This is a genomic window from Streptococcus catagoni, from assembly GCF_011421425.1.
In the GTDB taxonomy this organism is placed as follows: Bacteria; Bacillota; Bacilli; order Lactobacillales; family Streptococcaceae; genus Streptococcus; species Streptococcus catagoni.
On the sequence record NZ_WPCW01000002.1, the window covers coordinates 199923 to 218768 of the forward strand.

At 39.5% G+C, this 18846-nt stretch carries 23 protein-coding genes, 1 tRNA gene and 1 pseudogene; 23 read left to right on the forward strand and 2 right to left on the reverse strand.

Features of this window, described 5'->3' with window-relative positions; all coding sequences use genetic code 11:
* The first annotated feature begins 1 nt into the window (after position 1).
* The 3 genes from HBN42_RS04845 (at position 2) to HBN42_RS04855 (ending at position 769) form a co-directional block, all read left to right on the forward strand.
* Positions 2-166: a hypothetical protein gene (locus HBN42_RS04845; RefSeq protein WP_165993946.1), complete on the forward strand. Its 165-nt coding sequence runs from the start codon at positions 2-4 to the stop codon at positions 164-166.
* A gap of 3 nt (positions 167-169) precedes the next feature.
* Positions 170-598 (forward strand): DUF1492 domain-containing protein, encoded by a 429-nt coding sequence (locus HBN42_RS04850; RefSeq protein ID WP_165993947.1) that lies wholly within the window; start codon positions 170-172, stop codon positions 596-598.
* 100 nt (positions 599-698) lie between these two features.
* Positions 699-769: transfer RNA gene (locus HBN42_RS04855), tRNA-Lys, on the forward strand.
* 312 nt (positions 770-1081) lie between these two features.
* Here the strand turns inward: HBN42_RS04855 and HBN42_RS04860 are convergent.
* Together HBN42_RS04860 and HBN42_RS04865 are read right to left on the reverse strand one after the other, a co-directional pair.
* Positions 1082-1465, reverse strand: a complete 384-nt coding sequence (locus HBN42_RS04860; protein ID WP_165993948.1) for a type II toxin-antitoxin system HicB family antitoxin — start codon at positions 1463-1465, stop codon at positions 1082-1084.
* Between the two features lie 44 nt (positions 1466-1509).
* On the reverse strand, positions 1510-1698 hold the full coding sequence (locus tag HBN42_RS04865; protein ID WP_159561376.1) for a type II toxin-antitoxin system HicA family toxin: 189 nt from the start codon (positions 1696-1698) through the stop codon (positions 1510-1512).
* A gap of 235 nt (positions 1699-1933) precedes the next feature.
* Here HBN42_RS04865 and HBN42_RS04870 point away from each other — a divergent pair.
* From HBN42_RS04870 to HBN42_RS10235, 20 genes and pseudogenes are all read left to right on the forward strand, one after another.
* Positions 1934-2277 (forward strand): annotated as a pseudogene (locus HBN42_RS04870) (HNH endonuclease).
* A 163-nt stretch (positions 2278-2440) separates the two neighbouring features.
* Positions 2441-2908 carry a phage terminase small subunit P27 family gene (locus HBN42_RS04875; protein WP_165993949.1) on the forward strand — a complete coding sequence of 156 codons (468 nt, stop codon included), beginning with the start codon at positions 2441-2443 and terminating at the stop codon, positions 2906-2908.
* A gap of 14 nt (positions 2909-2922) precedes the next feature.
* The gene (locus HBN42_RS04880; protein ID WP_165994181.1) at positions 2923-4677 is read left to right on the forward strand and encodes a terminase large subunit; all 1755 of its coding nucleotides are present in this window, start codon (positions 2923-2925) and stop codon (positions 4675-4677) included.
* A 159-nt stretch (positions 4678-4836) separates the two neighbouring features.
* Positions 4837-5064, forward strand: a complete 228-nt coding sequence (locus HBN42_RS04885; protein WP_165993950.1) for a hypothetical protein — start codon at positions 4837-4839, stop codon at positions 5062-5064.
* A gap of 6 nt (positions 5065-5070) precedes the next feature.
* Complete coding sequence (locus tag HBN42_RS10095; protein WP_165994182.1) at positions 5071-5322, forward strand: DUF6275 family protein; 252 nt, start codon at positions 5071-5073, stop codon at positions 5320-5322.
* A gap of 113 nt (positions 5323-5435) precedes the next feature.
* Positions 5436-6656, forward strand: coding sequence for a phage portal protein (locus HBN42_RS04895; RefSeq protein ID WP_165993951.1), 1221 nt, complete (start codon positions 5436-5438; stop codon positions 6654-6656).
* A complete protein-coding gene (locus HBN42_RS04900; RefSeq protein ID WP_046166085.1) occupies positions 6634-7299 on the forward strand; it encodes a head maturation protease, ClpP-related in 666 nt (221 codons plus the stop codon). The genes HBN42_RS04895 and HBN42_RS04900 overlap by 23 nt, the downstream gene beginning before the upstream one ends.
* Positions 7300-7322: 23 nt before the next feature.
* Positions 7323-8507, forward strand: a complete 1185-nt coding sequence (locus HBN42_RS04905) for a phage major capsid protein (RefSeq protein ID WP_165993952.1) — start codon at positions 7323-7325, stop codon at positions 8505-8507.
* A 13-nt stretch (positions 8508-8520) separates the two neighbouring features.
* Entirely contained in the window at positions 8521-8649 is a 129-nt protein-coding gene (locus tag HBN42_RS10205; protein ID WP_001118388.1) for a hypothetical protein, read from the forward strand.
* Between the two features lie 2 nt (positions 8650-8651).
* A complete protein-coding gene (locus tag HBN42_RS04910; RefSeq protein WP_165993953.1) occupies positions 8652-8954 on the forward strand; it encodes a head-tail connector protein in 303 nt (100 codons plus the stop codon).
* Entirely contained in the window at positions 8951-9298 is a 348-nt protein-coding gene (locus HBN42_RS04915; RefSeq protein WP_165993954.1) for a phage head closure protein, read from the forward strand. Before HBN42_RS04910 ends, HBN42_RS04915 begins: the two co-directional genes overlap by 4 nt.
* Positions 9295-9672: an HK97-gp10 family putative phage morphogenesis protein gene (locus tag HBN42_RS04920; protein WP_165993955.1), complete on the forward strand. Its 378-nt coding sequence runs from the start codon at positions 9295-9297 to the stop codon at positions 9670-9672. Before HBN42_RS04915 ends, HBN42_RS04920 begins: the two co-directional genes overlap by 4 nt.
* Positions 9669-10094, forward strand: coding sequence for a hypothetical protein (locus HBN42_RS04925; protein WP_165993956.1), 426 nt, complete (start codon positions 9669-9671; stop codon positions 10092-10094). The genes HBN42_RS04920 and HBN42_RS04925 overlap by 4 nt, the downstream gene beginning before the upstream one ends.
* Positions 10095-10111: 17 nt before the next feature.
* Complete coding sequence (locus HBN42_RS04930) at positions 10112-10657, forward strand: major tail protein (protein WP_165993957.1); 546 nt, start codon at positions 10112-10114, stop codon at positions 10655-10657.
* Between the two features lie 107 nt (positions 10658-10764).
* The gene (gene gpG / locus HBN42_RS04935; RefSeq protein WP_165993958.1) at positions 10765-11091 is read left to right on the forward strand and encodes a phage tail assembly chaperone G; all 327 of its coding nucleotides are present in this window, start codon (positions 10765-10767) and stop codon (positions 11089-11091) included.
* Between the two features lie 47 nt (positions 11092-11138).
* Complete coding sequence (locus HBN42_RS04940) at positions 11139-11288, forward strand: hypothetical protein (protein WP_165993769.1); 150 nt, start codon at positions 11139-11141, stop codon at positions 11286-11288.
* 12 nt (positions 11289-11300) lie between these two features.
* Positions 11301-15224, forward strand: a complete 3924-nt coding sequence (locus HBN42_RS04945) for a phage tail tape measure protein (protein ID WP_165993959.1) — start codon at positions 11301-11303, stop codon at positions 15222-15224.
* Entirely contained in the window at positions 15224-15931 is a 708-nt protein-coding gene (locus tag HBN42_RS04950; RefSeq protein WP_165993960.1) for a distal tail protein Dit, read from the forward strand. The genes HBN42_RS04945 and HBN42_RS04950 overlap by 1 nt, the downstream gene beginning before the upstream one ends.
* Complete coding sequence (locus tag HBN42_RS04955) at positions 15928-18072, forward strand: phage tail spike protein (RefSeq protein ID WP_165993961.1); 2145 nt, start codon at positions 15928-15930, stop codon at positions 18070-18072. The genes HBN42_RS04950 and HBN42_RS04955 overlap by 4 nt, the downstream gene beginning before the upstream one ends.
* Positions 18069-18845, forward strand: a complete 777-nt coding sequence (locus HBN42_RS10235; RefSeq protein WP_165993962.1) for a hyaluronate lyase N-terminal domain-containing protein — start codon at positions 18069-18071, stop codon at positions 18843-18845. The genes HBN42_RS04955 and HBN42_RS10235 overlap by 4 nt, the downstream gene beginning before the upstream one ends.
* Position 18846 lies beyond the last annotated feature (1 nt).

The window sequence follows — 18846 nt, forward strand, 5'->3', positions numbered from 1 at the left end:
AATGAATATTAATTTAAACAAGGTATATTATTTACCAGTACAATTAACAGGATTTACTGCTAGTACAGATAGTGAGTTTTGGAATAACTATGTGACACCAGACGGCGAAAAAATTAGAACCCTCTTAACTGCTAAAACTAAGGAAGAATTACTAGAAAGTTGGTAACAAATGACTGAAGAGATTATTATAAGACTAAAGAAATTAAGGTTATTTGATACTATCATTAGGTCAAAAAAAGATGAGTTAACTTCTCTAAAAGCAGGAATTCAAAAGTCCCCACAATTTTCTGATGAACCAAAAGGAGATAGTGAGTCAAATAGTACAGAAGACCTGAACATAAAAATTGTAGATAAAGCAAAAGAGATAGAAGCTGAGATAAGTATGTTATACGATGAACGTAGTGAGCTGGTATATATGATTGACAAGCTTCATGATCCAATTGAAACTGCAGTCCTAAGACTATTCTATGTAAATGGCATGAGCTGGAAAGATATCTCGATTGAACTAAACGGTCATCCAAAAACGTTTCAGAATATCAGGAAATCAGGTATTCAAAATCTAATATCCATTTATTCCCAAAATATCCATTCTAAGTGATATTATGGTAGCATGAAGTATTTAGGAAGAGACAAGTATTGCCTGTTTTGGTTCCTCGTGTTGAAACTCCATTTTATTTTTATGTCAAACCTAAATACAACGAGATATAGCTTAGTGGCAGAGCGCTAGACTTTTAATCTAGAGGAGCAGGTTCGAATCCTGCCGCCTCAGTAGGATTAAGACTGCATGTTGTCTCTTTACAATGCGTACCAGTTTGTAGTCGATAATTAAAAAAACGGTCACAGCTGCCTATTGGTTGAAGGCATTAGGAACATAGAGTAGTGATTGGAAAGCTACAAGAGGTAGAGCCTCGAATGCAATTGCACTGTGTCGGTTCGATTCCGACTGTTCCTATTATTAGTAGCGTTATGTTAAAGGTACACACTTGCATGTGGTAACTGTTATCAGGTCATAGCGTGGACGAGATTGGTCATCACTTAGTGGTGGCTTTTTATTATGCAAAAAAGAACCACTAAGTGGCTCTTATGCTTGCAATTTTAATTCAAGCGCTTCAGTAAGGACTTGAGAAAAATTGAGGTTTTTATCTTCGGCTGCGTCGTTTAACCATTCAGGGATAGTCACGTTTTTGCGGACTTTTTTGGAGTGATATTTTTTCATGTAGGCAATCATATCAATGCCAATTAAAGCAATATCAGAATCACGATACTGTTCTTTTAAATCGGAAACGGAGCTAGCCTTTGGATAGTCAGCATAGTCTTCGAGGGCAAAACCTAAGACTTCGACAGCCATTTCATAGGCGTGTTCTAAATTGTTGCCGAAAGTAATAGCTTCAGGAACATCTGGAAAACGAACGCCAATTGAGCTAGTTTCGTCATCGTGTGTAAATATAGCTGGATAGATTAACATAATTTTTTCCTTTCTAGGTAAACAATAACCAAGATGGCCAGGGCTTATTTCAGCCCTGCCTTCTTGAGAATATCGTCTTCGGTACCGTTTGGAATATCACCTTTGTGCATGGGCACGATTGTGATATTGCCTGTTTCAAAGTTTTTGTACTTTGCATGGCTACCGTTTTGACTGACTTTTACAAAGCCGTTCTTTTTCAAGAGTTTGATGATTTCTCTTGCGGTTCTTGGCATATTGCTTACCTCACTTTCTATACTTATATTATACACATAAATAAGGTGGATGTCAATACATAATGTGTATAAAATACACAAAAACCAGGAGATAACAAATGAGATCAAATAAATATCCGTACAGCAAATCACAATGGGATAAAGAAGTAAGTAATATATACGTTGACAATGATTATACTATCCCATACACAACATTAGTTCATCATATCAATAGACTAATTGGCGAGGTTAGGGTATGAGGCCGCAGAAGCTAACCATTGCTGGAGGTAGGCGTACAACGGTCGACTACGACGATAGATCAGCAGAGTATCGTGATTACAATCGCAATCGCTGGAAGTATGATAAAGAGACTAAACAGTTTTATAACTCTAAGATATGGAGAGAGACAAGTAAGCAAATCTTATTACAAAGCGATTATGTTTGTGCTATGTGTGGTGGCGAAGCGACTATGACTGACCACATTATTAGTGTAAAAAAGATTGGAACAAAAGATTAGATTGGAATAACTTGCAAGCAAGCTGTAAAGCTTGTAACGACAGTAAAGCGATAAGAGAAAGGTGTAAAAGCCATAGCGAATAAATGGCTATAAAAAAACAATATACGGCACAAACATTCGGAAACTACCCCCATTCATTTTGAACGGGGCTATATCGTTCAGAAAATAAAGAACGCGCCCTTTTCCGTGCAAAAAATTCCCTTTTTGAAATTTTTAAAACTGTAAAGTTCGTGTAAAGGAGGTTCTATGGGAAGAAAATTAAAGGTGGTTGAAACAACAAAAAAACACCTCACAAAAGAAGAAAAAATAGCAAGAGAAACCGCACAGAATAAGGCTTCTGACGGATTATCTAAACTACAAATAACACCGCCAAAACATTTAAATCAAGTTGCAAGGGCTGAATACAAAAGAATTATAGATGATCTCCAAAACCTACCCCTTAGGAATCTTGATAGAGCCATCTTAGAAAGTTATTGTACATGGTATGCGATATATAAAGCAGCTGCAAAAAAATTAGATGAGGTTGGTTATTTTACGAACGATCTAGATAAAGGATTGATTCCAAGTCCGCTTATTTTAACTTTAGAAAAAGCGACGGCTCACATTAGAAGCAGTGCAAGTCAGTTAGGGCTAACAGTTGATAGCCGTATGAAAATGTTTATACCAAAAGAAGAAGAAAAACCGAAAAGTTTGTTTGATAAATTTGGAGGATAATTTGAAAGGAGGTTATCACAATTACTTACGATTACTCAACAATTAGCGATGTCTATAAAGACAGCGCTTTTTATTATGCTAAAGATGTTGTAGACGGTACTCGTGTGGCAGGAAAAAAAGTTATCAAAGCTTGTATCCGTCATTTGGATGACCTCAAAAAAATTAATCTAGCTCCATATGTTTATACTTATGTTCCAGAAAAAGCTCAAAACGTCATAGATTTTATGGAATTATTACCAGATGTAAAAACTGGTAAACCATATCCATTGGCTGAGTTTCAAAAGTTTAATGTTGGTAACATTTACGGTTGGCGGAAAAAAGCTGACACAAGCATTAGACGATTTAAAAAGGCTCTTATATCAGTAGCTCGTAAAAACGGTAAAACAATTTTAATAGCTGGTATCTTGCTTTATGAGTTTTTGTTCGGCCATAATCCGGCAATGAGTCGCCAGTTGTTTTGTACAGCTAATGATAGGACGCAAGCTAAGATCGCATGGACCATGGCTAAGAAACAGCTTGAGGCATTAAGAGCAAAGGATGTAGATATCAGAAAAGCTACAAAAGTCATGCGAGATGAGTTGACTAACAAAAAGGATGAATCGTACATCAGAGCACTTAGTCGCGATACTGGTGCAGTTGATGGCTTTGAGCCATATGTTGGAGTTTTAGACGAGTATGCAGCATCAAAAACAAATGAAATGATTGAGTTATTGGAATCTGGTCAAGGTCAGTTAGACAATCCATTAATCTTGATTATCTCAACAGCTGGACTTGATCTAAATGTACCAATGCACACAATTGAGTATAACTACGTCGAGAAATTACTAAATGGCGAAATCGAAGATGACAGCTACTTTGCTTATATTGCTGAGCAAGATTCAGAAGAAGAAATAAAAGATGAATCAACCTGGATTAAGTCAAATCCAATTTTAGAAGTCAAAGCGCTTAATGAAAAAATAATGGATTACCTCAGGAAACGCCGATCAACATCTTTGGAGACTGGTGAAATTAATAAGGTCCTAGTAAAAAACTTTAATATGTGGCGTCAATCTAGTGAGGAATCTTATATCGACAAGCAAACATGGGAAGATGCCAAAATTGAAAAACCAGACACTACAAAGCGTAGGGTTTGGATCGGTGTTGATGTAGGCCGTGTTAGTGATTTATTTGCCATTAGTCCTGTAATCATGATGGATGATTATTGGTATTTGGATAGCTTCTCTTTTGTCGCCACAAAGTACGGGTTGACGGCCAAAGAAAAACGCGACGGAGTGTCTTACAGTAATTTAGAACGTCAAGGCTATTGTGAGATAACAACACTTGAAAGCGGGGTTATTGATGATGAGCGTGTCCTAGAAAAAATTGAAGAGATGGTCTATACAAATGACTGGGAAGTTAATGGAATTTGTTATGACCCTTATCAATTTGGAACATTACTTACAATGATTGAAAAAAGGCATCCAGAGTGGCCTCTGATTGAGGTTAGTCAAACGACAATGGTTTTGAACATGCCGACAAAACAATTCCGTGACGACCTCAAAAAAGGTAAAATAAAGCACTCTGGTAACCCTTTGCTGACCATGGCTGTAAACAACGCCTATATCAAGACTGATAACAATGGTATGAGGATTGATAAGAATAAGAATAGCAATAAGATAGACCCTCTGGACGCAGCTTTAGACGGGTATGCAGTTTGTTACTTAGAGCCATTTGACGGCTCTGGTTACTGGACAAGTGAGAAAATTTTAGGAGGAGAGACGCTGTTTTGATTGGTTTTATTTTAAAAAACATACATACATTAATCTTGTTGATTGGATTAGGACTGTTAATATACGGTCTTTTTTTGTTTGGCGATAAGGTCGGCTTTATATCAAGTGGTCTTATCTTAGTTATTTTAGCTACCTACGTAGATAGCATAGGAGGAAGACATGAATAAACGTATTAAGAAAAAATGTAAATTGGAAACAGCAGTTGTGATGCTAATTAAAGAAGTCACTGAATTACGAGCCATTGTGTCAGCAAATGCTCAAGCAACAAATAACGAGTTGGCAGCAGTTAAAGGCTTAGCTTTAGATAATCAATCAGCTATTGCAGATATTGCAATTGACGTTAACTACATTGAGAAAAATTATAAACGGAAGTGGGGAAAGAAATAATATGGGATATACAGAAAAGCTAAAGAACTAGCATCACAAGAATTTACACGTCTTTCTGGTCGTGAAATTAAACCAGAAGACTGCTTTGTAGTCTGGTTCAGCAAGACTTTGCAGAACTGGAAAGCGCTTGTCAGTACAAATCAAATTAAAACGGGTGAAAAATGTGGTGATTATGCAGAGGTCACACACAATGGCGATAAAAAAGAGACTTACGTAGATGTTTATGCCAAAGTTTCAAATAAAGCATTTGCAGATTAGCAAACGAGGCAAATAAAGGTTAACCGTATCGAATTCGACCCCTTTACAAATCAAGCTAAGTTGTAGCGATACGGCTTTTTATTATGCCTTCGGTAGAAAGGAGGTGAGAATCTATGAGTTTTTTTCAACCTTTGGGCAGTTCAAAGGTGTCCTACGATGACTATATATCATCTGTTTTGGCTGGTGATGTCTCTCAAAAATACTTAGGTGTATCGGCATTAAAAAACAGCGATATTTTAACAGCAACGTCTATTATTGCTGGAGATATTGCTAGGTTTCCTCTTGTTAAAAAGGACGTTAACGGCGATATTATCCATGACGAAGATATTAATTATCTTTTAAATGTTAAATCCACAAATAATGCGAGTGCTAGGACTTGGAAATTTGCTATGGCAGTCAATGCCATTTTGACCGGCAACTCCTTTTCCCGAATTCTGCGCAATCCAAAAACAGGTCAGGCTTTGCAGTTTCAGTTTTACAGACCATCAGAAACAACAGTTGAGGAAACGGACAATCATGATATTGTCTACACTTTTACTGACACTTTGACTGGTAAACAAATTAAATGCTTTGCTCATGATGTCATACACTGGAAATTCTTTAGCCATGACACAATCCTTGGCAGATCTCCGCTATTGTCGTTAGGAGATGAGATTGATTTGCAAACTGGCGGTATCAATACCTTAATTAAATTCTTCAAAGATGGATTTTCTAGCGGTATCTTAACCATGAAAGGTGCTCAATTAAGTGGAGAAGCACGGCAAAGAGCGCGACAAGACTTTGAGAAAATGCGAGAAGGTTCTGTTGGTGGAAGTCCGCTAGTATTTGATAGCACAATGGAATATACACCGCTAGAAATTGATACTAACGTCTTGCAATTAATCACGAGTAACAATTTTTCAACCGCTCAGATTGCCAAGGCTTTACGAGTACCAAGTTATAAATTAGGTGTTAATAGCCCTAACCAATCTGTAGCTCAACTGATAGAGGATTATGTCACAAATGACTTGCCTTTTTATTTTGACGCAATTACAAGCGAATTAGGGCTGAAAACACTAAACGACAATGACAGACGTCTCTATCGTATCGAATTCGACACACGAAGTGTCACAGGTCGTAATGTAGACGAGATTGTTAAGCTAGTCAATAATCAAATATTGACACCTAACCAAGGCCTTGTCGAACTTGGTAAGCAAAAATCTACAGATCCTAATATGGATAGGTATCAGTCGAGCCTAAACTACGTCTTTTTAGACAAAAAAGAAGAATATCAGGACAAGATTGGTATCAAAGGGAAAGGAGGTGAGGTAAATGCCAAAGAGGATAAATCTTAAAGGGCCACTAATATCAAATAACTCTCAAGAAGTTTACGACTATTACGGAATGGAAGCTGTTAGTGCAAAAAGTATTTTTGATAACCTTCCCGAAGACAATAGCGATATTATCTTGGAAGTTAATTCAAATGGTGGTCTAGTCACTGTTGGAAGTGAAATCTATACGGCTTTGCGAAATTATAAAGGAAAAGTAACCGCAGAAATCACTGGTATGGCTGCAAGCGCAGCATCAGTGGCTGTTATGGGAGCTGATAAGGTCGTCATGAGTCCAACCGCTCAGATGATGGTGCACAAAGCACTTTTTAATTGGGTGTCTGGTAATAGCGATGATCTAGACAAAGCTTCTAACGCTCTGAAATCTAGCGATAAAGCTATCGTGAATGCCTATGTCGCAAAAACAGGGTTATCGGAAGATGAAATCATGGATTTGATGCGAAATGAAACGTTTATGTCCGCTCAAGATGCCGTAGAAAAAGGTTTTGCTGACGAAGTGATGTCGTTTGAAGCAGTCGCTAGCATTGATAATTCAATGTTGCCACAAGCGGTAATTGATGATTATTACGCAAGTAGAAATAAACGTAAAAAAGAAATTAGCAACATGTTGCTAGAAATCGAAAAAGAAGAAATTTTACAAGGGCTATAGGCTCTTTTTTATTGGAGGAATTTATGTTCGAAGAAAAAATTAAAGAAATTAAAGCGACTATCGCTGGCTTAAACCAAACAATTGCTACTAAAACAGCAGAAGTAAAAAACGCTTTGGAGTCAGATGACCTTGAAACTGCTCGCTCAATTAAAGCAGAAGTTGAAGAAGTTAAAGCAAACCTAGTAGAAGCAGAAAACGACTTGAAATTGTATGAAGCTAGCATTGAAAAAGGCGGTGCAGAAAATACTGGAGGAAAAGAAGTGCCACAAGAAACTAAAACATACCGCGAAAGCGTTAACGAATTTATTCGTTCAAAAGGAACAGTAACTAACGAAGCTTTGCGCTTTGAAGGGAAAGACGAGGTTCTTATCCCACTTAACCAAACAACTCCTGTAGATCCTAAAACGGACGGTGTTAAGAAAACAGATGTAAAACCTGTCTCTAGTGAAGAGATTCTTTACACACCAGCTCGTGAAGTTAAGACAGTTGTTGATTTGAAACAATTCACTAGCATCCACCCAGCTAAAAAAGCATCAGGAAAATGGCCGGTATTGCAACGTGCGACCGAAAAAATGGTAAGTGTAGAAGAGCTAGAAAAAAATCCAAAGCTCGGCAAACCACAATTTAAAAACGTGGAATGGGAAGTTAAAACTTACCGTGGAGCTATCCCGTTGTCTCAAGAGTCAATTGACGACGCAGATGTAGATTTGGTTGGTATTGTTGCTGAAACAATCGGTCAAATGAAAGTTAATACAACCAATGATGCTATCGCAACAATTCTCAAAAAATTCGAAGCTAAGACAGTAAAAAACTTAGACGAAATCAAGAAGCTTCTCAACGTTGATTTAGACCCTGCTTACAACGTGTCATTTATCGTATCTCAAAGTTTCTATCAAACAATGGATACACTAAAAGATAAAAATGGTCGTTACCTATTGCAAGATTCGATCACTTCTGTTTCTGGGAAAGTATTTCTTGGAAAACCTGTTTTTGTACTAGCTGATGAGGTTTTAGGTAAAGATACAGCATTTGTTGGAGATTTCAAACGTGGTGTATTATTTGCCGATCGTAAAGACTTAGGTCTTCGTTGGGCAAATAACGAAATTTACGGTCAATATTTACAAGCGGTTCTTCGCTTTGGCGTTTCTAAAGTTGACGACAAAGCTGGTTACTATGTAACATTTACACCAGCACAATTGCCCTCATAAGGCCACTGAAGAAGTGGCGAAACCAACTAGTAAGAGCACTGTAGAGGAAATTAAGCGCTATTTAACAAGCAAGGGAATTGACTTTAGTGGTAAGACATTGAAATCAGATTTACTTGCACTAGCAGGCGTTGAAGAGGTATAGCTATGGCTGTATCGAAAGAATTATTAGACAGTGTAAAGCTCTATTGTAAAATTGACTTTGAGTTTGAAGATGACATCATCGAAGAAATGATTAAATCGGCACAAGAACAAATCTGTTTTGCAATAGAAAATGGCTCAACCGCAGACACGTTCAAAGATAGCGCTAAATTTGCTTTAGCCGTCAAAAAACAAGTCAAGGAAGAGTACGAACACCGTGGTTTGTCAGCGGATAGTGTGCGCTATCCGCTGGCTAATGGTGTGTTAAACATTATCCATCAATTAAGACTGAGGGGTGATGAATCGTGATCACACGCAAGATGAACGTCAGGATAACTATCTTTAGTCAATCTGGCGGTCAGAATGAAGACGGAGAGGTTATCTCTGCAATCAGAAAAGACATCTATACATGTTGGGCAGAGGTGCTAAAAACTCAATTAAGAGATTTTAACTACCAGTCCAAGTTTCAAAATGCTAGCAACCTACCTACCAACAAAGATACTAAGGTCTTTTTGATTAGGTATAATCCTAAGTTATCTATCGATAACACGATGTTTGTTGAATTTAACAATCGTATCTATAAGATAGATAAAATTGAACCTGACGATTCTGGGAAGGACATGATTATGATCAGCGGGGTGAGCCTATCATGACAAAAGGTTTAGATGAAATTCTAGCCAATCTCACGAAGCTTGAAGTGAAAGCCCCAAAAACCGCAAAATTAGCAGTCACCGAAGTTGCTAAAGAGTTTGAAAAAGCACTAAAGGCAAACACGCCTGTGTATGCGTTTGAAACAGATGAGCGACTACAGGAAGATACTGTTATCAGCGGTTTCAAAGGTGCTAATGTCGGCATTGTTTCAAAAGAAATCGGCTATGGCAAAGCGACTGGCTGGCGCGCTCATTATCCCAATGATGGGACGATTTATCAACGCGGTCAGGACTTCAAGGAAATAACAATCAATCAGATGACGCCAAGAGCTCGAGAAATCTATGCAGCAAAAGTTAAGGAGGGACTAGGACTTTGATCGCTGAAACGACAGCTTATAAATTATTAAGCAATGATAAGACACTAAACGAGCTGATGGATAGGCTCAGAGGTGGTCCTTTTAAAAATGGGTTTAAGCAAGGCATATTTACTTATGATATTCCGGATAACCCAGTTGACTTACGCAAAGTAGATTTAGCACCTTTTATGCGGATCAATACAACGTTAGATGGTCCTGCTGATTATGCTGATGATGAGATACTGTGTAACGAGCAACGGGTTACGATTAATTTTTGGTGCAGAACAGCATCAGAATCTGACCAGATTGCAAAATGTATAGATGATATTTTAAAAAAAAGTGGGTTTGAAAGATATACCGCCAATGAAAAACCAAGATATAAAGATAGCGATATTGACTTACTAATGAACGTAAGAAAATACCGCTATTTTGATTTTTATTAAAGAAAAGGAGCTAATAGATGGGAAAAGTAAAATTTGGACTACGTGATTTTGAATATGGGGTAGTTGATGACAAAGATAAGGTAAAAACAACCAAAAAATTACCCGGTATGAAATCCGCAAAACTTGATATTACCAATGAATTGGTTACCGTGTCAGCAGATGATGGGCCATACGTAGTTTTATCTGGTGGTATTACCGAAACAAAACTTGAAATTGAGGTGCTAGATTTAACGTCTGATGCACGCAAAGATTTTTTTGGAATCACTGTTGATAATGGTGTAGAGAAATACAACAAGTCACTTACACCAAATGACATCGCATGCATCTTCCGTACAAGCGACGAAGCTGGCAAGGCAATTTGGGTAGGGTTACTTAAAGGGAAATTCAATATTCCTGGCATGGAAGCACAGACAAAAGAAGGTGCTCCAGACCCGAAATCAGATACTGTTACAGGGAACTTCGTATCACGTGGCGAAGGAGGAGAGGTTATTCTCATTGGTCGCGAAGACGCTTCTGGATTCGATTTCGAAAACTTTAAAAAATTAGTTTTCCCAAAGTCGTAACGGAAGACCATCGAATCCCTGATGGTCTTTCTGGTAGTCACCATGGAGATGAAGTTGTCTAAGGTTGGATTTTAAATCCAACCTTTTATTTTTGATAAGGAGTAGATATGTACGAAATTACCTTAAAAAAAGGCGGAGTTGACAAGACTTTTGCGAAGGATTTTATCAATGTCGAAGATAATCTTTTGGCTGTTGAGCATCAAGTTAGACAAAGCGCCGTGTTTAGCGATGAGAAAAGACGACTTGATTCTAAAGCACATAGGAAATTAAACGAAGCTTATTTGCAAATGTTTGTTGACATGTATGGTGGTCAATTTACAGTTGATGATCTTAAGCAATCTGACATGAGTGTTTTTAACACGCTTAACGACCTTTATATCGCCGCGCTCGGAGGAGAGCAAGAGGAAGAAGAAATCGAAAAAAAGGAACAATAACCCCTCAAGAGGCAAAGGAAAACTTACTCTTGTGGATACAGAGCCTTTTGAAAAACGGTTATACCATTTTAGATATTAAAAGAATGCGCTTATCTGATATCGAATTGATGGTACAAGCGCTAGAAATCGAAACTGTCGAAAAAGAAGAAGTGATTGAAACAACCTTGGATAAGGCATTTCCATTCCTTTTCGGCTAGAAAGGAGACTAAATGGGGAATATAGGTGATTTAGTAGCAACAGCTACATTAGACATATCACCCTTTATGTCGAACACAAGAAATCTCAAAACCTACATGAAAGGTTTAGATAACTCGTTAAAAGCAGTTGAAAAAAGTTTCCAAGGTCATGGTGGGCGAATTAAGGGGCTTAAAGCAGTCTATACTGAAACGGGTAGCGCCTTAAAAGGTTATCAAGATTTGTTAAAGGCTCAATCTCAAAAGTATAGCGACTTAAAAAAAGAAATCGGTGATGTCAACAATGCTACTGCTGAACAAAAGCAAAAACTGATTGGCGCAAAATCAGCTATGCTGGAGACTGCTGCGAAAGTCACAGAATTGCAAAACAGATTGCGAGCTTTAGCTACCGAAACAAGTGTCTTTACTCGCTTTGGTAAAGCCGCTGAAAGAGTCGGCAGCAAGATGAAGTCGTTTGGCGATTCGGTAGCTGGAGTTGGTGCTGCATTTACAAGAGGAGTCACCGCTCCGATTGTTGCGGGCGCAGGGTATGCGATTAAAGCAGCTGTTGACTATGAGTCTGCGTTCGCTGGTGTCAAGAAAACCGTTGATGAAACAGCAACAGTTTCCTATGCAAAATTATCTCAAGGGATTAGGGATATGGCTAAAGAACTACCAGCTAGCGCGGTAGAAATAGCTCACGTTGCAGAGGCGGCAGGTCAGTTAGGGATTAAAACAGGAGACATCCTTAGTTTTTCTCGTACAATGATTGATTTAGGAGAATCTACCAATCTATCTGCAGAAGAAGCAGCGACATCTATTGCTAAAATTGCAAATATTACAGGACTAGCATCATCTGAGTATTCGCGTTTTGGCAGTGCTGTTGTCGCATTGGGTAACAACTTCGCAACAACTGAAAGAGACATCGTAGCAATGACAAACCGTATTGCCGCTTCTGGAAAACTTGCAGGTTTAACAAATCAAGAAATGCTTGCCTTAGCAACTGCTATGTCAAGCGTTGGTATCGAGGCAGAAGCTGGTGGCACGGCAATGACTCAGTCATTATCAGCCATTGAGCGTGCAGTATCGGCGGGTGGTGAAGATTTAACCAAATTTGCGCAGATCGCTAATATGTCATCCGCTGATTTTGCTAGAGCATGGAAAGAAAAGCCAATTGTCGCTTTGCAGGAATTTATCAAAGGCCTTGGGCGGTTGGATAAAAAAGGCGAAAGTGCTACAAAAGTACTAGATGAATTGGGTCTCAGTGGTGTACGTCAGTCTAACATGCTTAAATCTTTAGGTTTAGCATCTGAAACATTAGGCAAGGCTCTTGGAATATCTAATAAGGCTTGGCAAGAAAATACAGCGTTGACTGATGAAGCTAACAAACGTTACGAGACAACAGAATCTAAACTAAAAATGCTTAAAAACGAAATTAATGATGTAGCCATTGAATTTGGTGGACCTCTAGTTGATGCATTGAGAAACGGGCTTGAAGCAGGGAAACCAATCATTCAAATGGCGGCTGACTTAGCCAAACAATTTAACTCTCTTGACAAAGAGCAACAACAGCAAATTGTCAAATGGGGGCTTATAGCAGCTGCAGCAGGACCAGCCTTATCTATTTTTGGTAAAAGCATTGGAATCATCGGAAGTACAATTCGAGGGATTGGAAAAATGAGTCAAGGCTTGGGGGCTTTGTCTGGTTGGTTAAGAACATTTAAATCTGGCGCAGTGGCGGCTAGTGTTGGCGCTGAAGCTGCAGCAACTTCTATGGGCGGAATGGCTGGCGCGGTTGCTTTACTCAGTACCCCTGTAACTTGGGGTGTGCTGCTAGGTGGCGCAACGGTTATCGGTATAGGTCTAATCGCTGATAGCATTCATAAAGCTAAAAAGCGTACGGAAGAGTGGGGAACAGCTATTTCTGCCACAGAAGCGACAGCTCTAAGCAACTTTAAGAAAAAAGTTGATGAGACAAATAACTCTTTACAAATGTTTGAAGCGGGCGTAGGTAGCGTCAAGAAAGTAACCGAAGCTTTTGACGACTTGGTTGGAAGTATTGAAAAGTTAGCTCAATCAAAATTAGATAAGAATATAAACTTAGCTAAAAAATTGGGGTTGTCAGAAAAAACTATAAATACTTTAAAATCCAAGACTGAAGCGGTTGTTAATAATGTTAAAGGAATGAACACTCAGATAAAAGCTATTATGGAAAGACATAATGGCGATATGAGCAAATTTTCTGCGACGGAAAAAGAGTTAGTGTTGCGCAATCAAAGAGGAATGATTAGCACACAGCTTGATTTGATGAAGTTCTCTGCATCGGAAAAGAAAGCTTTAACAGCAGCTTTGAATAACGAGTTAGATTCGTTGAACGCCCGACAATTGGAAAAAGTATCTGAAAACACCGTTAAGATGCTCAATAAAGAAAATTCTGCTTACAAAACAAAAAAAGCAGAGTTAAAAGAGATTTTGAAGCAATTTGGTAACGACACTAGTAAATTGAGTGCTGAAGAATTGGCTGCTAGACAAGAAGTCTTGAATAGACTTACAGAACTTAATATGCAGCACAATTTAAAGACTAAAGCTTTAAGTGATCAGTACCTTGCTATTCAACGAGAACGTGTTCAACGGTTAAAAGAATCTGGTAAGAGTCAAGAGGAAATCCATCAAGGAATAAGCCAAATGGCATCAGACATGGCTCAAAAACTTGGCATTAGCTACGATGACGCTTATCGAAAATTGGCTTATTATACGGAAAAATCCGGCGAAACACTAAAAGTTTTATCACGTAATACCACGAACGCTACGGCAGAGGTTGCCGCAGCTAATGCACAGTGGGATAGTCTCTTTACTAGCGATAACCCTCAGAAAAGTTTAAACGAGCTATTGTCAACAGCCGAGGGCTGGAATAGCTTTGAAATCATGGTCAAAAATGCAGATGTTGAACCAACAGGTCGAGCAGCACTAGCAGAAATGCTTGTAGCAGGTGGACAATGGCAAAACATGACTCTCGAGCAGAAAAAATTAGTTGTCGATGGGCAACAGGCTATGATTGAAATTTTTGATAGCAAAGAGTTATTAGCGCAATGGCAAGCGTTGACACCAGAAGAAAAGGTTTTGCTAGCGAAAAACTTAACACAAGAACCAACTCTGTCCGCACAACAAGCTCTTGATAGCGTTAAACAAACAACACCAGCTGACGTTAATGCTACGGATAAAACAGCTGGCGATACTCAATCAGCACAAAGTAAGATTGACAATGTTAAACAGAGAGTTCCAGCTGATGTGAAAGCATCAGATAAGACTGGACCAGATGTAGCTAGTGCTAATAGGGCTGTCAATAGTCCTAAACAAAATGGACCTATACATATCAACGCACAAAATAATACAGGTGGTGTTGTGTCACAAGTTTTGGGTGCTTTAGCAGGCATCCCTAGAACAATCACAATCGGCATCAATGCTATAAAAAACTTTGTGGGATTGGAAAACGGTACAAACTACCACAGTGGGGGACCTGCCTTGGTCAATGACCAAAAAGGACCTACTTATCGTGAATTAGTTGTTTATCCAAATGGGCTATCTTTCATACCAGAAGGTCGTAATGTCTTTCTTCCTAATATGCCAAGAGGAGCGAAAGTCTTAAAAGCTAGTCGTACAAAACAACTATTCCCACACTATGAAAATGGTATAGGTTTTAACGATACCAAGATTGCTAGCCTAGCAAGTCGTCTTAAATCTGTGAATGACAAAGGAACTGTAGTAGTTAATGCTGATCCGCAACTTGCCGAGTTAATTAAGTTACTTAAGGATAAGGATGACAGAAACATCACAAATAACTACACGCTGAACGCTACAAACAGAAGCGGTTCTGATGGTATGTTTAGTCAGGAAAATATGAGACGTCTCCTAAGAGAGCTTGCATACTATATAAACGGAGAGGAAGGGAGGTTGGCTTAATGCGATACATTGAATTTAATGGCAAAAAAAGTAATAGCTTTGGTCTTTTGCTAGAGCGTGAACGATCTATTAAGTCAACGAGTAACGACATTGATTTAATTGAAGTTAATGGACGCGACGGTGTACTCTTAAAGGACAATAGTCGTTTGAAAGCCATCGAACAAGACTTCCCGTTTTCTTTGGTTGGCGATGTCACAGTTTATGAGCAAAAAATAAGCGAGTGGTTACACGTCAAAGGTTGGCATGATTTAGTTTTGTCTTGGGACAAGGGTTATATCTATTGTGCTAGTGTCGTCAATCTTTTTGAGATAGATGAGATTTTAAAACAGTTCGGCAGACTAAAAATTAACTTTTTAATCCACCCTATCAAATACCTAAAAACAGGCAAGCAAGAGGTATCTCTTGTCAACGGCGGTACCTTACAAAACCCTGGCAATGTTCAGGCTAAACCTATCTTAAAAATCAAAGGTACAGGCAATGGCGTTTTAACTATCAATGGTTTTGAGACAGGCCTCGAAAACGTACAAGGTGAGCTTGTTATAGACATGGAGAGACACCTTGTCTATAAAGATGTTCTTTCTGCTTGGGATAATATCGTGCGGACAGAGCGCCACCGGATGCCTTTACTTGATGTTGGACAAAATAAAATCTCGTGGACTGGTAACTTTACTATCACCGCAACACCAAACTGGGGGGTTAAAGTATGATACCAGTTTTATACGAGGCCAAAGAGACTAAATTCAGGACTTTTGGTCTTGGAGAGATTGCGGACGCTTACGAGGTTAAAGCTACTCGTGAGCGTAACGGCAATTACTCGCTATATATCAAATATCCTCTTGATGGAGTATTTGCCTCTGTTTTTAAAGAGGAGATGAAAATTAAGTCTGATGCAGGTCGCAGAACCAAGTGGCAGACTTTTGAGATAAACCGAGTGTTACGAAATAGCAAAGATCACATCGAGATTTTTGCGCGTCACATCTCAATGCGCACACAAGATATTGCTTTAAAGCCGTTTGTAAACGGTGCGAGCGTAGGAGCTGAATCAGCTCTTGAAATCTGGAAAGAAAACCTTGTTGGTGATGATACTTTTGACGTTAAAAGTGACATCTTAACGCTTGGCAGCTTTAACTGGGAAGTCGATAAAATCGGTAATGCCCGTGGCGCTCTAGGAGGTGTCTCTGGCTCAATTTTAGACGTCTTCGGCGGTGAGTACGAGTTTGATAATCGCACGATCATCTTACACAAACAAATGGGACGCAAAGCACCTACTGTGCTAGAGTATGGTCGCAATATTGTCAGCGTAGAGGAGGAGCGATTGCTAGATGGCAACTACACCTCTATCTATCCGTTTGTTAGATATACGCCACAACCAAAACCGCAAGAAGAAGCCTCTGGTAAGCCGCATGTAGGCGAGCATGAACAACCCGAAGAACAGCTGGTGACGCTGCCTGAATTTATCATTGATGGTCAGTATCTTGACTTATATGCTCAACGCAGAATCCAAATGGTTGATTTATCTAGTCATTTTAACGATGACAAAGGTAAAAAAGAGCCAACAGTCGAAGAAATCAGAAAGCTGGCTCAGAAATACCTTAAAGATAACAACGTAGGTGCCCCTAAAGTCAGCATAGAGGTTGATTATATCGATTTATCGCAAACGCTTGACTACCAAGATTTTAGGGTTATGGAGGAGGTCGAGCTTTGCGACATTGTACCGCTTTACTATCCGAAATTCGGCATTACAACTGAGACCGAAAAAGTTGTGGAGATTGTCTATGACGTCTATACAGATAGCAATCATACTATCAAGTTGGGCACGATTGGCCAGTCAATCTCTAAGAGTTTAACAGGCGGGGTCTCAGAGCGTATCAACGCGCTAGAAAACAACCAAAAAGTGATTGTCAATAACCAGAAGCAGTTTGAGCTTAACTTGCCTAAATATCTCCTAGACATCAATGGTAATAAAGTATGGTACGAAAAGCCCGATGACAACGTTGAGCACAAGATAGGCGATTACTGGTTTGAGAAAAATGGTAAGTATCAGCGGACATGGCTATGGGATGGTAATCAATGGGTTAAAATCATTGATACTGAAGACTTGGACTTTGGTCAAAGATCCTATGATGCCGCAATAGCCGAACTCGAAAAAGCTAAAAAAGCGCAAGAAGAAATCAACCAACGCACCGATAAAGAGCTTGAAGAGTTTAGAGAAACGCTCAAAAATCTAGCTTTGCCTGAAGAAGCCATCAAAAAAATTACTGAGTCTATCAAAGTCGATGACATCCCATCACTTAAGCAAAGTTTTGACGACCTCAAAAATAAGGTCAGCGAGACGAGCGAGACCGCACGATTAAACGCTGAAATCATAGGGACAGACGGTAAGACTCGTTACAACAAAAACTTGCTTGTTGGCGACCCTAACCGCACCAAAACCTATGACAAAGATTACATTGAAGTTGAAGCTAATGACGGTGGCTTTAAACGTGGCGAGACTTACACGATTAGCTTTAGTCAAACTTGCGAGCTACTCAAAAAAGTGGCTATCACACTGACACAGGCTAATAATAAAGGTGTCAAACTGGTGCTGACACCCACCAAGGCAAAAATGGAAGCACAGACCTTTAATTTAACTAAAGATAAAGAGGTCATCAACGTCCTGCCTTTGAGTTATACAGGTACTTTAACGGGTGATTGGTATAAATCTAAGCAAATAGCTTTAAATGCGTCAGACACGCAGGAATTAGCTCTGGAGATGGCTTATAAAGAGGTTGTGGATGGTAACAATGCCACAATCACGGGGCAATGGTCAGATAGCCCACAAATCATTTTAGATGGAGGTAATCAATGACGGAAAATATACCGCTACGAGTTCAATTCAAGCGGATGACTGCCGAAGAATGGGCTCGTAGTGATGTCATCTTGCTTGAAGGGGAAATTGGTTTTGAGACTGATACAGGATTTGCCAAATTTGGTGATGGTCATAGCCGCTTTAGTGCCCTCAAATACCTTACTGGCCCCCAAGGTAAAACTGGAGAAACTGGCCCTCAGGGTCCTACTGGTCTTACAGGACCAAAAGGGAACACAGGCGATACAGGTCCGCAAGGTCCGCCCGGCCCCACGGGAGAGCAGGGTCCTAAAGGAGACACTGGCGCCAAGGTTGTTAGTGGAACAGTTGATAGCGGACAATTAACTCTTAGGTTAGATGATGGCTCACAGGCTATTGTCGAGGGCGATTTTAGAGGTCCTCGGGGAGAAATAGGCCCGCAAGGCCCTAAGGGTGCTGACGGTAAAATGACCTTTGAGCAATTAACGTCAGAACAACGCCAACAACTCCAAGGCCCACGAGGCCCCAAAGGTGATAAAGGCGAACCTGGTCAAAGAGGAGCTGATGGTCAGCGAGGAGAAGTGGGGCCTCCTGGGAAAAATGCCGAGCTACCAGGAGATATTGTCCGTCAAGGTCAATTATCTGGGTATGTTAGGTTAGCTGAGATACAGCATCAGTTAAACAACATCGGTAAGTTAAAAGACGAGATGACAGGCCAATACCTATCAGTCCGTGTGGTTGATAAAGGTAGTGTGCCGCATGATACCTCAGGTATGATTGTCTTCGAGAGGGCTTAGC